The 14,473-nt window shown below is 53.1% G+C and carries 9 protein-coding genes and 5 pseudogenes; 9 read left to right on the top strand and 5 right to left on the bottom strand.

Annotation, left to right across the window (positions count from 1 at the left end):
• Nucleotides 1-23 precede the first annotated feature (23 nt).
• A complete protein-coding gene (creD, locus tag THINI_RS06870) occupies nucleotides 24-1,394 on the bottom strand; it encodes a cell envelope integrity protein CreD (RefSeq protein ID WP_002707914.1) in 1,371 nt (456 codons plus the stop codon).
• 77 nt (nucleotides 1,395-1,471) lie between these two features.
• Nucleotides 1,472-2,002, bottom strand: coding sequence for an SCP2 sterol-binding domain-containing protein (locus THINI_RS06865; RefSeq protein ID WP_002707913.1), 531 nt, complete (start codon nucleotides 2,000-2,002; stop codon nucleotides 1,472-1,474).
• A gap of 410 nt (nucleotides 2,003-2,412) precedes the next feature.
• Between THINI_RS06865 and THINI_RS06860 the strand changes: the two genes are divergently transcribed.
• Nucleotides 2,413-3,489 carry a PrkA family serine protein kinase gene (locus tag THINI_RS06860; RefSeq protein WP_002707912.1) on the top strand — a complete coding sequence of 359 codons (1,077 nt, stop codon included), beginning with the start codon at nucleotides 2,413-2,415 and terminating at the stop codon, nucleotides 3,487-3,489.
• Here the strand turns inward: THINI_RS06860 and THINI_RS27205 are convergent.
• A pseudogene (locus tag THINI_RS27205) lies at nucleotides 3,457-4,392 on the bottom strand (IS1595 family transposase). The gene THINI_RS06860 and the pseudogene THINI_RS27205 overlap by 33 nt on opposite strands.
• A gap of 24 nt (nucleotides 4,393-4,416) precedes the next feature.
• On the opposite strand from THINI_RS27205, the gene THINI_RS06845 reads away from it, so the two are divergent.
• Nucleotides 4,417-4,674: a lyase family protein gene (locus tag THINI_RS06845; RefSeq protein WP_002707911.1), complete on the top strand. Its 258-nt coding sequence runs from the start codon at nucleotides 4,417-4,419 to the stop codon at nucleotides 4,672-4,674.
• Between the two features lie 469 nt (nucleotides 4,675-5,143).
• Here the strand turns inward: THINI_RS06845 and THINI_RS06840 are convergent.
• Nucleotides 5,144-6,185: pseudogene (locus THINI_RS06840) on the bottom strand (IS110 family RNA-guided transposase).
• A gap of 309 nt (nucleotides 6,186-6,494) precedes the next feature.
• Between THINI_RS06840 and THINI_RS27200 the strand changes: the two are divergent.
• Nucleotides 6,495-7,429 (top strand): annotated as a pseudogene (locus THINI_RS27200) (IS1595 family transposase).
• Nucleotides 7,430-7,579: 150 nt separating this feature from the next.
• Nucleotides 7,580-8,602: pseudogene (locus tag THINI_RS06825) on the top strand (IS5 family transposase).
• 332 nt (nucleotides 8,603-8,934) lie between these two features.
• On the opposite strand, the gene THINI_RS06820 reads toward THINI_RS06825, so the two are convergent.
• A complete protein-coding gene (locus THINI_RS06820) occupies nucleotides 8,935-9,255 on the bottom strand; it encodes an EamA family transporter (RefSeq protein ID WP_040839203.1) in 321 nt (106 codons plus the stop codon).
• A 24-nt stretch (nucleotides 9,256-9,279) separates the two neighbouring features.
• Between THINI_RS06820 and THINI_RS27195 the strand changes: the two are divergent.
• From THINI_RS27195 to THINI_RS06790, 5 genes and pseudogenes are all read left to right on the top strand, one after another.
• Nucleotides 9,280-10,211 (top strand): annotated as a pseudogene (locus THINI_RS27195) (IS1595 family transposase).
• Nucleotides 10,212-10,226: 15 nt separating this feature from the next.
• Nucleotides 10,227-11,147 carry a PrkA family serine protein kinase gene (locus THINI_RS06805; protein WP_281054693.1) on the top strand — a complete coding sequence of 307 codons (921 nt, stop codon included), beginning with the start codon at nucleotides 10,227-10,229 and terminating at the stop codon, nucleotides 11,145-11,147.
• Nucleotides 11,148-11,157: 10 nt separating this feature from the next.
• Entirely contained in the window at nucleotides 11,158-12,450 is a 1,293-nt protein-coding gene (locus tag THINI_RS06800) for a YeaH/YhbH family protein (RefSeq protein ID WP_002707910.1), read from the top strand.
• The gene (locus tag THINI_RS06795) at nucleotides 12,450-13,985 is read left to right on the top strand and encodes a SpoVR family protein (RefSeq protein ID WP_002707909.1); all 1,536 of its coding nucleotides are present in this window, start codon (nucleotides 12,450-12,452) and stop codon (nucleotides 13,983-13,985) included. The genes THINI_RS06800 and THINI_RS06795 overlap by 1 nt, the downstream gene beginning before the upstream one ends.
• Nucleotides 13,986-13,998: 13 nt before the next feature.
• The gene (locus THINI_RS06790) at nucleotides 13,999-14,433 is read left to right on the top strand and encodes a hypothetical protein (protein WP_002707908.1); all 435 of its coding nucleotides are present in this window, start codon (nucleotides 13,999-14,001) and stop codon (nucleotides 14,431-14,433) included.
• Nucleotides 14,434-14,473 lie beyond the last annotated feature (40 nt).

The raw sequence follows: 14,473 nt of genomic DNA, 5'->3' as shown, positions 1-14,473 counted from the left end.
CGCAGGAATGGGTATGGGCAGGGTCAATCAGGTTGGGGCAGGTGGCGAGTCACATACATTGTGATGCCGGTTGCCAGCAGCAACAGGGCAGCGCCTGCCAGCAAGGCGTAATCTTCCGTTTGCAGCAACAGGTATAACAAGCCATATAGCGCTGCCAATATCAGCAGCATCCCCAGCGTATGGCGGCTGTTACGCAAAATGGCGGCCATATACAGGGTAATGCTGAAAATGGTGGTGGCTGAAGCGGCCAGATAGGCGTAAACAAAGCCAAGGTGTTCCGCCAGCGCCAGCAGGATCAGGTAAAACAGCGACAAGGCTACCCCAACCAATGTGTATTGCAGCACATGCAGGCGCTGCTTGAGGCTGAGTTCAAACATCAGCAACACAAGAAACGTCAGGCCGATGAACAGTGCGCCGTATTTCACCGCACGGCTGATGCGTGCGTACAGGGAAACCGGCTCGTACAGGCTGACGCCTGCCGTTACTTTCCGCAGGTCATATTCCTGCTTGTCTTCCAGTACCCAGAATTGCGGGTAATTGCGCGCCAGATGCGGGATGTCCCATTCAGCATGGAAGCCCTGTTCCGTGGTTTCGTGTTTGTCTGGCAGCAATTCCCCCTGGAAGCTAGGGTGGGTCCAGGGGGAGGTCATGCGGATGGAGGTATTTTCACCCAGTGGCGCGAAAAACAGGCTGTCGCTGCCCCGCAGGCTAAGGGTGAGTTTGAAATCATTGCTGGTATTACTTTCGTTGCTGACCGGCAGGGGTATATGGAAACCGGTGGGCAACAATGTGCTGATGCGGCTGCCTGGTTCCAGCCCGATGCGGGCGTTATTCCAGGAAAAGCTGGAGGCGGTGTTGATGGCGCGGGTGTCATCCAGGCCGATGGTGATGAATGCCTTATCCCACAGGATGCGCCGTTCCCCTGCGTTGGCGTTGGAGATTGCCTCGTGGTTGAAGGTTCCGCTCAGGCTGATATTGGCGGTATACACCAAGGCGTCGTAAATGCCCCGCTGGCGGTGCTCTTGCTTCAAATCGGTGCGGATTTCCAGCTTTTCCGGCAGCAGGATGGCCGTGCGGTCGTTGTAGATGTCTTTGCTGACGACGCGGCTTTCGCCATTTTCGTCGGTCAAGGTGTCAACGCTGGTGAAATGTTCAACGTAAGGCAGCACCAGAATGGGGCCGGTGATGGTTTGCCTGGTTCCCCATGCATTGGCAATATTGCGCAAGGCATTGTTGTAGTAAGCACTGCGCTCTTCCACTACCTTGCCTGCCATGAACAGAGGTATCAGCATCAGTAGGCCCAGCAGGGCAATCGCCAGTATACGCAGCCCGGGGAGGCTTGGCGGGGTGGGTGGGTGACTGGGGGGGGAGGGTAGGGGAAGCAGCTCCGGCATGTATCTTGATCCTGATATTGACGGGGCAGATGATAGCATGAAACGGGGTGTGGGCTTACACCCCGTCATGGCTGGATTTACTTGGCTTTACACTCGGTTTTGGTTCCCGCTACCTTGCCGGTCAGTTTCAGGAAGTTTTCAAACGGCGACATGACTTTCATGGCTTCCATTTTGGGGCCGTTGAATTTCAGTTTGCCGGTTCCCATTGCGCCCATGGCTCCGCAACCAAACTTGCCTTCGCCCATGCAGGTCCAGTCGGCGTCGGTGGCGTGCATCAGATAATCGTAGCTAGAGTCCATGGTTTTGCCGTCAGGTGAGCCGCCATAGATACAAGTGGCTTTGCCGTCTTGCAGGGCAATGTTCAGTTGCACCTTGGTGCTTTCACCGCAATCAGTGCGGTACATCTGGATAAGTTTATAGCCACGCTTGTTGTCATTGCCGATCCAGGAATAACCGTCGGTATCGACCAGTCCGGCAGTCAGGGTGCTATCAGCATTCCAGGCAGCGCAAGCCTGTTTTGCCCAGGCAACGTCCATGAATTCACCGGCAAAGGCCGGGCTGGAAAGCGTTGCCAGCAGGCAAACTGCGGGCATTATCCGTTTCAACATGTAAAATCTCCTCCTCACTTATGACTATTGAAAAAATCAATAATTATCATTGGCACTTTGACGCTATCCGGTATAACAGATAAAGCAACGTTAGGGAAGGAACTTTTCTGCCAGGTTTGCGTTGATGCTTCCGTTTATCTGCCCAAGGTGTGCGAAAAGCTTGCTTAGGGGTAAATTGTGTTCAGGCCATGGCATGGGGCAGGAAGTTTTGTATAAAGCTTGAGCGGTACTAGACTTTTCCAGATAGCTGTAGTCTAAAGTTAGGCACATGGATAAATTCAACCGCAGCCAGATTCTTGTCACTTGGCATTTGACTTGCAAACTGTCAATATCAAACGAAGATAGTCGTCTGGCAATAATGATATGAGGGCAGGAGACTGCCTGTTTAGTTACCGTGAAAGAGGTACACAATGAGTAGCATTTTCAATCACTATCAATCCCGATACGAAGCCTTACAAGAAGAAGAATATTCGTTGCAAGAGTATCTGGATATCTGCAAGCAGGATTCCATGGCCTACGCGACCGCCGCCGAGCGGATGCTGTTTGCCATTGGCGAGGCGGAGGTGATCGACACTTCCCGCGACCCGCGCATGAGCCGGATTTTCGCCAATAAAATTATCCGCCGCTATCCGGCTTTTTCCGAATTCTATGGCATGGAGGACTGCATCGAGCAGATCGTATCCTTCTTCCGTCATGCCGCGCAGGGGCTGGAGGAAAGCAAGCAGGTGCTGTATCTGCTGGGGCCAGTCGGGGGCGGTAAATCCTCACTGGCGGAACGTCTGAAAGCATTGATCGAGAAAGCCCCAATTTATAGCATCAAGGGTTCGCCGATTAATGAATCCCCGCTGGGTTTGTTCAACGTCGAGGAAGACGGCGCGATCCTGGAAGAAGATTTTGGCATTCCACAGCGTTACCTGAAGACCATCATGTCACCGTGGGCGGTCAAGCGCCTGCACGAATACGGCGGTGACATCACTAAATTCCGCGTGGTCAAGCGTTACCCGTCGAGGCTCAACCAGATTGCGGTATCCAAGACCGAGCCGGGCGATGAAAACAACCAGGACATTTCCTCGCTGGTCGGTAAGGTCGACATCCGCAAGCTGGAAGATTACCCGCAGAATGACACCGACGCCTACAGCTATTCCGGTGGTCTGTGCCTGTCTAACCAGGGGCTGATGGAATTCGTGGAAATGTTCAAGGCTCCGATCAAGGTGCTGCACCCATTGCTGACCGCGACCCAGGAGGGCAATTTCAATGGCACGGAAAGTATTGGTGCAATTCCGTTCCAAGGCATCATTTTGGCGCATTCCAACGAGTCTGAGTGGCAGACGTTCAAAAATAATCGCAATAATGAGGCATTCATTGATCGTGTATCCATCGTTAAGGTGCCTTACTGCTTGCGCGTGACCGAAGAAATCAAAATTTATGAAAGGCTCAATATGCGTTTCAGGGTCTTATCCCAACAGCAGCGAAAGCAAGGACTGTAAGGCAGCTTGCCCCCGTTTCCTGATGTTGTGAAGAGACTCGAAGAATGCAAGGTAACACGGTAGCTTTTCTTGTGAGATCCCCCGATGAGGTCGTAACCATGAGCGTAACAGTGACCAAAAACCTTCCATCGTATTGACGTGGACTTCATGGAAACCGTCACCATCTTCGTCACGGGCATATTCGCCTGCGCCATGGTTGACGGTTTTGTGGGCATAGCCCCATTCTTCCAATCGGCTGTAAATGTTGTACTCATCGGTGTAGACCAGCGTGCCTGCTGCCACCGTTTCCACAATCAACGGCTTGATCGTCGTCTGTTTCACATTCGCCAGCATACGGATCACGACCTCCCCGGAACGCTGGATCATGCCGAAAATGGGTGGTTTGTCCTTTTCCAGTGTCCCACGCCCCGGCGCACCTTTCAGGGCGCGGCGGCGACCTTCACGCCCAGCATCCGCGACGGCTTCGGGGTTTCCCTTGTGTCCAGCCTTGACATAAACCTCATCAAATTCAACATTCCCAAACAGGTTTACTGGCGTTTTTTTTCTCGACACCACGCCGTAACTGTTCCGTCATCGCCTGAACATCATCCTTGTTCAACCCCAATTCGCGGGCGATTTGTTGGTTGGACAGGTTCAACGACATCAGGTACAGGCACAACACCCACACCTTCAGCGGCTGGTGGTGGCCTTCAAACACCGTTCCCGTCAGGTCATCAAACGCTTTTGGCAATCCTTACACTGGTAACGCTGGCGTTCCTGCTGGGTGTCATCCTTGCCTCGACGGATAGTGTCCTGTGAACCGCAGTGCGGACAAATCACCCCATTAGGCCAACGCACGGAACGGACTTGCTCGAAACAGGCGGCATCACTGGTCAGGCTGGAAATACTGATGAGCGAGGTCATAAAGCCTCTCCTTGGCTATCGGAAATGACTAACTTTACCGCTATCCATCACGTTTGCAATGCCGGGGAAAACAAGACCCTGAAACGCATATTGAGCCAAGACCCATATATTTATCTTTCTCAATATCTGACAAATAAGCAACTAGAAGAACTTCTGTCTTACGAATACAAGTCAAAAGAGCAAATTGATAGATTAATTGAGATGATTGATATTACTGGTGCTTGTGATGCTTCACTTAGAGCTAAAGCATATGAGCTAATTGAAAAGAGCAAAAAAACATAACGAGCATATATGGTCTCCACAGTCAACCCTTTCCAGCAAAGATCCAATAAAAACCCTCAAGGCGCAGTTCCTGTGCCTTTTGGTGCAACAGCCCATGCTGGCTTCTTTGCCTGAAACGCCGGTATTGTCAAGGAGGAGTCCCGCAGGGAAGCTCCTTGACAATGCCGGTGTGTAAGGCATCCTGTTGGCGGGCTGTTGTCTTCGTCATGTGTGTTTTCCCCCTGTGTTGCGGGTGACGGTTTTGCTCAAGGACAGGCATTGGACAGACCAAACTGCATTCGTATATCCGGCTTCTTTACGCGGGGCGCATTGCCCCTGAGCCATCATGGAAACCGCGTAGCAGGTGCCTATCGTTCGACCGGGCTTGGATTGCGCCACTCTCGTTACCGGCTTTCCTGCTACTGGTTTAACCTGTCAAACCATGAACGTACTGTCGTCTACGCAAGGTCAGGGAGGGGAAAACGGGGTATCAGGCTGGGCAGTACCCCGCTTGGTAAGGTTTGCCGCTTTTCCAGCACGCCCACACGGTCCGCGCCAGTTTGTTGGCAAGGGCGACAGCGGCTTTGTTATGCCCGCTGCGCTGTTCCAGCTTCACCGCCCATTCCTGCAAGCGGGCAAGGGGTTTGCCGGATTTCGCCTGCCGCTTGGCAGCCACCAAAGCCGACCGCGCCCCGTGGACCAGCAAGGTACGCAAGTAGGTGTTGCCTTGTTTGGTGATGCTGCCCAGGAAACGGCGGTTGCCACTGCTGCTTTCGCGTGGGGTGATCCCCAGCCATGAGGCAAATTGGCGGGCGGACTGGAACTGTTCGGCTTTGCCGACCGCCGCGACCAGGGCAGTGCTGGTCAGCAACCCAATGCCGGGGATGGTTTGCAGGTTGGCAACCGTTTCATTCTGGCGGGTGGCATGGATGAGCTGCTGTCCAGTCCTGCCATATGGGTTTCCAGCGTTTCCAGTTCCTGCATCAACGGGCGCAGCATGTACAAGGTGAGTGAGGACAACTGCCCACATGAAGGTTGGCTTCCCGCAAGGCTTCGCGGTCACTGGCAGGCAACGGGATGCCCTGTTCGCGGAACACGCCGCGCAGGAAATTCATCCGTGCCACCTTGGTGCGTTTCCATTGTTCACGCAAGCGGTGCATCTGTTGCAGTTCCTGCTGCCCGATGCTTTTGATGGCCACCGGCTTGATCCCTTCACAGCGGTACGCTTCCAGCAGGGCTTCGCAATCGGTACGGTCGGTCTTGTTGCGGCGGCGGTAGGGGCGGACATATTGTGCGGGCAGCAACAGGGCTTCGTGCCCCCATTCACGGAATAACCTGCCCCAATGGTGGGCACTGCCGCAGGCTTCCATCACCAGCAGGGCTGGCTCTTGTTCATGGATAAACTGACGGAAAGCGTCGCGGTCAAGCCGCCGCCGCTGGGTGATGCGGTATTGTGGGGTGGCAATCGCCAACTCGAAAACAGAAGTGGCAAGGTCGATGGTGATAATGGTATTTTCATGCTTGGTCTCCATGGTTTTCAGCGTTTAACAGTGGCACTATGATGCCGTGCTGGGGCTGTGGAGACCATTCCATCATTCGACGACGGACGCGGTGACAGCCCGCGACTCCGATTCGCTGACTCCCCGCCGCGCCCGTCAACCGAGACGTTAGATTTCCAAAGGACAACACATGACCATATTTAGATTTCATATTCGCCCTAAAGGTGGATCTGAAAATTCAAAAAGGCTCAATATGCGTTTCAGGGTCTTGTTTTCCCCGGCATTGCAAACGTGATGGATAGCGGTAAAGTTAGTCATTTCCGATAGCCAAGGAGAGGCTTTATGACCTCGCTCATCAGTATTTCCAGCCTGACCAGTGATGCCGCCTGTTTCGAGCAAGTCCGTTCCGTGCGTTGGCCTAATGGGGTGATTTGTCCGCACTGCGGTTCACAGGACACTATCCGTCGAGGCAAGGATGACACCCAGCAGGAACGCCAGCGTTACCAGTGTAAGGATTGCCAAAAGCGTTTTGATGACCTGACGGGAACGGTGTTTGAAGGCCACCACCAGCCGCTGAAGGTGTGGGTGTTGTGCCTGTACCTGATGTCGTTGAACCTGTCCAACCAACAAATCGCCCGCGAATTGGGGTTGAACAAGGATGATGTTCAGGCGATGACGGAACAGTTACGGCGTGGTGTCGAGAAAAAACGCCAGTAAACCTGTTTGGGAATGTTGAATTTGATGAGGTTTATGTCAAGGCTGGACACAAGGGAAACCCCGAAGCCGTCGCGGATGCTGGGCGTGAAGGTCGCCGCCGCGCCCTGAAAGGTGCGCCGGGGCGTGGGGACACTGGAAAAGGACAAACCACCCATTTTCGGCATGATCCAGCGTTCCGGGGAGGTCGTGATCCGTATGCTGGCGAATGTGAAACAGACGACGATCAAGCCGTTGATTGTGGAAACGGTGGCAGCAGGCACGCTGGTCTACACCGATGAGTACAACATTTACAGCCGATTGGAAGAATGGGGCTATGCCCACAAACCGTCAACCATGGCGCAGGCGAATATGCCCGTGACGAAGATGGTGACGGTTTCCATGAAGTCCACGTCAATACGATGGAAGGTTTTTGGTCACTGTTACGCTCATGGTTACGACCTCATCGGGGGATCTCACAAGAAAAGCTACCGTGTTACCTTGCATTCTTCGAGTCTCTTCACAACATCAGGAAACGGGGGCAAGCTGCCTTACAGTCCTTGCTTTCGCTGCTGTTGGGATAAGACCCTGAAACGCATATTGAGCCTTAATTTATTTTCTACTTGGTTCATATTCTCTTGGGAACCTCTAAAAACCCCCGTTCCCGCGCCGACTATGCGAAAATAGCCACTTGACCGACAAACAGCCCCGATCACGATGAGTAAGAAAGCGCCATCAAAACCAGTCTATTTGCCGCTGAAGAGCGGGAACAGAAACTCGACCGTAAGGGGGACCTGTTGTCCACGCTGGAAAAACACGTCAAATTTTCCGATCTGGCTGCTGAAATCGACCGGATTGCCCCGCGCCCCAACCGAAAACAGGGAGGCCGTCCGCCCTACCCGACCGAACTGATGGTGCGGGTGTTGGTACTGCAGCATCTGTATAACCTGTCGGACGAAGCGCTGGAATACCAACTGCTTGACCGGCTGTCCTTCCAGCGCTTCTGCGGTCTGCGGCATTCCAGCAGCATCCCGGATGCCAACACCCTGTGGGTCTTCCGTGAACGGATCAGCGCGGCAGGAGGTGCTGATGCCTTATTTGATGCCGTGCAGCGTCAGTTGCAGCAACACGGGTTCATTGCCCGTGGCGGGCAAATCGTTGACGCCACGCTGGTGGAGGCTCCCCGGCAACATTTCCGCAAAAGCGGAGAAAGAAAAGCTGGTACAGGGTGAAACACCACCGGAGTGGACGGACGCGCAACGCCGCCAGAAAGACACCGAAGCCAGTTGGACAAAGAAGCATGGCAAAAGCCACCACGGTTACAAGCTCAGCATCAGTGCCGACCGGAAATATAAACTGATCCGCAAACGCCACGTCAGCACCGCCAAAGAACACGACACCAACCACTTTGAAGACGTACTTGATCCCGCTAACACCAGCCGTGACGTGTGGGCGGACAAGGGGTATGAGGACAGGGCGCGAGAACAACGCCTCCAGCAAAACGGTTGGCGGTTGCACATCCAGCACAAAGCCAAACGTGGCAAGCCGCCATCCGAATGCCAGAAACGCCGCAATACCCGTATCGCCAAACCACGTGCACGGGTCGAGCATGTGTTTGGGGCGATGTTGGCGATGGGCGGAAACGGATCCGCAGCATTGGGTTGGCGCGAGCAGAATTTGGCCTAAGCATCAAGGCGGCTGTTTACAACCTGCGGCGGCTTTGTTCGCTCAAAGAAAGCGGAGTTGCGCCCATTTGAGGGGAAATCCCCCCAGAATCCGCAAGAAGGCGGGAAAATAGGCATAAAGTAGGCTTGATACACCCCAAAAATGGGTTGGCTTGATTATTTTTTAACAAAATACCGGAAGGGTAAAGCTAAGTGCTGCGCTACTCCGGCTTTTTAGAGGTTCCCTCTTAAGAAACATGCCTGTAAGTCATTGATTTGTCGTTGCCATGATCTTGCTGTATGTTTCTTCGGGACGCCCATTCGGCGTGCCGGTGTACCGCGCTAACGTCATGTGTGACGGGCGCGGCGGGGAGTTAATTGTGCGAAGTCGCGGGCTGTCACCGCGTCCGTCGTCGACATAATTGTTAGACTTTTTTTATTATTTGTCTTTTATTCATAATAATAGCCACTCCCCCAAGAACAAAAGTACAACCAATAAAAAATATAATAGAAAGTTCTTCTTTAAGTATTAGATAAGCAAAGATTGCCGAAAATAATGGAATGAATAGAGAAATCATTGAAGTTATAATGGCAGGTAGTTTTTTTGAAACAATTGCAAAACCTAATGTTGGTATGGCTGTGGAAATCACACCTAAGCCAAGAAAAATAAAAAGGCTCAATATGCGTTTCAGGGTCTTGTTTTCCCCGGCATTGCAAACGTGATGGATAGCGGTAAAGTTAGTCATTTCCGATAGCCAAGGAGAGGCTTTATGACCTCGCTCATCAGTATTTCCAGCCTGACCAGTGATGCCGCCTGTTTCGAGCAAGTCCGTTCCGTGCGTTGGCCTAATGGGGTGATTTGTCCGCACTGCGGTTCACAGGACACTATCCGTCGAGGCAAGGATGACACCCAGCAGGAACGCCAGCGTTACCAGTGTAAGGATTGCCAAAAGCGTTTTGATGACCTGACGGGAACGGTGTTTGAAGGCCACCACCAGCCGCTGAAGGTGTGGGTGTTGTGCCTGTACCTGATGTCGTTGAACCTGTCCAACCAACAAATCGCCCGCGAATTGGGGTTGAACAAGGATGATGTTCAGGCGATGACGGAACAGTTACGGCGTGGTGTCGAGAAAAACGCCAGTAAACCTGTTTGGGAATGTTGAATTTGATGAGGTTTATGTCAAGGCTGGACACAAGGGAAACCCCGAAGCCGTCGCGGATGCTGGGCGTGAAGGTCGCCGCCGCGCCCTGAAAGGTGCGCCGGGGCGTGGGACACTGGAAAAGGACAAACCACCCATTTTCGGCATGATCCAGCGTTCCGGGGAGGTCGTGATCCGTATGCTGGCGAATGTGAAACAGACGACGATCAAGCCGTTGATTGTGGAAACGGTGGCAGCAGGCACGCTGGTCTACACCGATGAGTACAACATTTACAGCCGATTGGAAGAATGGGCTATGCCCACAAACCGTCAACCATGGCGCAGGCGAATATGCCCGTGACGAAGATGGTGACGGTTTCCATGAAGTCCACGTCAATACGATGGAAGGTTTTTGGTCACTGTTACGCTCATGGTTACGACCTCATCGGGGGATCTCACAAGAAAAGCTACCGTGTTACCTTGCATTCTTCGAGTCTCTTCACAACATCAGGAAACGGGGGCAAGCTGCCTTACAGTCCTTGCTTTCGCTGCTGTTGGGATAAGACCCTGAAACGCATATTGAGCCTTATGAAAAACTGCTGGTGAACAGTTCCTTGTCACAGGCATCGTGTGCGCCCGATACGCTCAAGATGCTGGCGCAGTTTATCGTGTTGTCGCGTCTGAAGGAGCCGGAAAATTCCAGTCTCTATTCCAAAATGCGCATTTACGATGGTGAAAACCTGAAGGATATTGACCCCAAGGCCAAGACTATCCAGGAATACCAGGATGCGGCAGGCGTGGATGAGGGTATGAGCGGGCTTTCCACCCGTTTTGCCTTCAAGATCCTTTCCAAGGTGTTCAACTACGATGCTACCGAAGTGGCGGCTGACCCGGTGCACCTGATGTATGTGCTGGAACGCCAGATCGAGAAAGAGCAGTATCAGGCCGAGTTGCAGGCGCGTTACATCCGCTTCATCAAGGAATACTTGGCTCCGCGTTATGTCGACTTTATCGGCAAGGAGATCCAGACTGCCTACCTCGAGTCTTATTCCGAGTATGGCCAGAACCTGTTCGACCGCTATGTCACTTACGCCGACTTCTGGATTCAGGATCAGGAATTCCGTGACCCTGAAACCGGTGAATTCCTTGACCGCGCCGCGCTCAATGCCGATCTGGAAAAGATCGAAAAACCGGCTGGCATCAGTAACCCGAAAGATTTCCGTAATGAAATTGTTAACTTCGTGCTGCGCGCCCGTGCCAACAACAATGGCCGTAACCCGGCGTGGACTAGCTACGAAAAGTTACGCCGTGTCATCGAGATGAAAATGTTCTCCAGCACTGAAGATTTGCTGCCGGTCATTTCCTATGGCGCAAAATCCAGCATGGATGAGCAGCGCAAGCATGACAATTTCGTCGAGCGTATGATGAAACGTGGTTACACCGAGAAACAGGTGCGTCTGTTGGCCGAATGGTATCTGCGAGTACGCAAGTCGCAGTAAAGGAGCAACCATGGCTTATATCGTCGACCGTCGGCTGAACAGCAAAAACAAGAGTCTGGTAAACCGGGAGCGTTTCCTCAAGCGTTACCAGAAACAGATTCGCCGCGCCGTGTCGGATGCTGTCAGCCGCCGCAACATCACGGACATGGAGCAAGGGGAGAGTATCACGATCCCCAAGCGTGACATTTCCGAGCCGGTTTTCCGTCACGGTCAGGGCGGTAAGCGCGAGATTGTGCATACCGGCAACAAGGAATTCGTCGAAGGCGACCGTATCCAGCGCCCACCCGGTGGGGGGGGCGGTGGTGGCAGTGGCTCTGGTGATGCTTCTAGTGGCGGCGAAGGCATGGATGATTTCGTCTTCCAGATTTCGCAGAAGGAATTCCTTGAATACCTGTTTGAGGACTTGGCATTGCCCAATATGGTTAAGCGCCAGTTGCTGAGTATGGATTCGTTTGATTTCCACCGTGCAGGCGTCAGCGAAGTGGGCAATCCGTCGCAGATCAATATCGTGCGTTCCATGCGCAGCGCCCATGCCCGCCGTATTGCCCTGCGTGGCAAGGATCGCCGCCGCCGCCGCGAGATTCTGGCGGAACTGGAGGCGCTATCCCTGCTCGAAACCACTGATGAAGTGGAAGAACAGCGCGCTCTGCTGAAAGTGGAGCTGGGGCATCTGAACGTTAAAATCCACGCCATTCCCTGGCTGGATGACTTTGACCTGAAATATAACCTCAAGGTCAAAATGCCGCGCCCTTCTCCCAAGGCGGTCATGTTTTGTGTGATGGATGTATCTGGCTCGATGACCCAGGACATCAAGGATACCGCCAAGCGCTTCTTTTTCCTGTTGTATCTGTTCCTGAAAAAGAACTACGAAAAGATCGAGGTGGTGTTCATCCGCCACCATACCCAGGCGCAGGAAGTGGATGAGGAAACCTTCTTCTACGCCCGCGAAACCGGTGGTACGGTAGTGTCCAGTGCCCTCAACCTGATGGGTAACATCATCGAGGAACGCTATTCACCTAACCAGTGGAACATCTACGTGGCGCAAGCGTCCGACGGCGATAACTGGCACGAAGACAACCAACACTGCCATGATGCGTTGGTGAGCAGCATCCTGCCATTCGTGCAGTATTACACCTACATTGAGATTGGCGACCGCGACCCGCAGGGCTTGTGGTATCTGTATGAACACTTGCAGCGTGATTTCGTTGACCGCTTTGCCATCCAGCGGGTGCGTAACAATGCTGAAATTTACCCGGTATTCCGTGAGCTGTTCCGTAAACATGCCGGTGAGGAGGTTGGTTGATGGACAACATGGAAACGGCAGGTAAGCAAAAAAACTACATCTCGACCGACTCGGAGTGGACGTTTGAAACTATCGAAACCTACGAGCGCGAAATCGCCCGTATTGCCCGCGACAAGTTCAAGCTGGACACTTACCCCAACCAGATCGAGATTATCCGTTCTGACCAGATGATGGACGCCTATGCCTCCATTGGGATGCCGGTGTTCTACAATCACTGGTCTTACGGCAAACATTTCGTCAATGTCGAACAGAACTACACCCGTGGGCGCATGGGGCTGGCGTATGAAATCGTCATCAATTCCAACCCCTGCATTGCCTACCTGATGGAGGAAAATACCCTGACCATGCAGGCGCTGGTGATTGCGCACGCTTGTTATGGGCACAATTCCTTTTTCAAGGGCAACTACCTGTTCCGCACCTGGACGGATGCTGAAGCCATCATCGACTACCTGATGTTCGCCAAGAAATACATCAGCCAGTGCGAAGAACGTTACGGGGTGGAGCAGGTGGAGCTGCTGCTGGATTCCTGCCACGCGCTGATGAATTACGGGGTCGACCGTTACAAGCGCCCCGCGCCGATTTCAGCGGCGGAGGAGCAACAGCGGCAGAAGGAGCGGGAACGCTACATCCAGCAACACCTGAATGACTTGTGGCGCACCCTGCCGCATCGTGGCAAGGAGCGCGAAGAGGAGCACGCAGCCAGACACTTTCCGGAAGAGCCACAGGAAAACCTGCTGTATTTCATCGAAAAGAATTCCCCGGCGCTGGATACCTGGCAGCGTGAAATCATCCGTATCGTGCGCAAGGTGGCACAGTATTTCTACCCGCAGCGCCAGACCCAGGTGATGAACGAAGGCTGGGCGACCTTCTGGCATTACACCATCCTTAACGAAATGTATGACGAAGGGTTAGTGGACGAAGGTTTCATGATGGAATTCCTTACCTCCCACACCAACGTGGTGATGCAGCCCGGTTTCGACAGCCCGTACTACAGCGGTATCAATCCCTATGCGTTGGGTTTTGCGATGATGACTGACATCCGCCGTATTTGCGAAAATCCGAATGAAGAAGACAAACGCTGGTTCCCGGATATTGCCGGTTCCGACTGGCTGGTGACGCTGGATTACGTGATGCGCAATTACCGGGATGAAAGCTTCATCCTGCAATTTCTGTCACCGAAAGTGATCCGTGATTTCCGTTTCTTTGCGCTGGAAGACGATGACCGCAAGAATACCATCGACGTGATGGCGATCCATAATGACGACGGTTACCGGCGGGTGCGGGAAATGCTTTCCCAGCAATACAACCTCAGCCAGCAGGAGCCGGATATTCAGGTCTACAAGGTGAATGTGCGCGGTGACCGCTCGTTGACCTTACAGCACATGCTGAATGAGCGCCGCCCGTTGAACAATGATGTCAACGAAATGCTGCGTCACGTCCACCGGCTGTGGGGGTATGATGTGCACCTGCATTCGGTAGAGCCGGATGGCCGCACCGTGCGTAGCTACCATCTGGTAGGCGAATACCAGGGCTGAATGGGTGGGTAAAATGAACCTGGGTGGCGATACCATCACCGCAACGGTCGAATTTTCTTTCCAGGGCAAACATTACAAACTGGTGGTGAAACTGGAAGTTGCCTATCTGACAAAGTTGCTGGAAAACGGTAATGAAGGTGCGATTTACCGCATCATCGCCAGCAAAGGTGGGCTGGATACCTATTCCTACGCTTATGAAGCCATGGAGATGCAGCCCGTCCACTTTTCTGACTCCACAGGGTTGATCAGCCGTTTTATCGAGGATGGCAAACTGGATTCACCTGCCTACTTGCAAGCCTGTCGGGAGGCAGCTTCTGCTGCTGGAGATCCCCTGTTGGCTCAAATTGCCCATGAACACATGCACATTGTGGATCTGGATGGGCATCCTGAACTCAAAAATGCATTGAAAGCCGCTTATCAGGCTGGCAAAACGGGTACTGTGATATAATATTGCTGCATTGCAAGATGCCGTGGTTATGCACTTTGCC

The organism is Thiothrix nivea DSM 5205 (assembly GCF_000260135.1).
GTDB lineage: Bacteria > Pseudomonadota > Gammaproteobacteria > Thiotrichales > Thiotrichaceae > Thiothrix > Thiothrix nivea.
The sequence above is the reverse complement of the archived record's forward strand: the minus strand, read 5'-3'. Positions and strand labels throughout refer to the sequence as shown.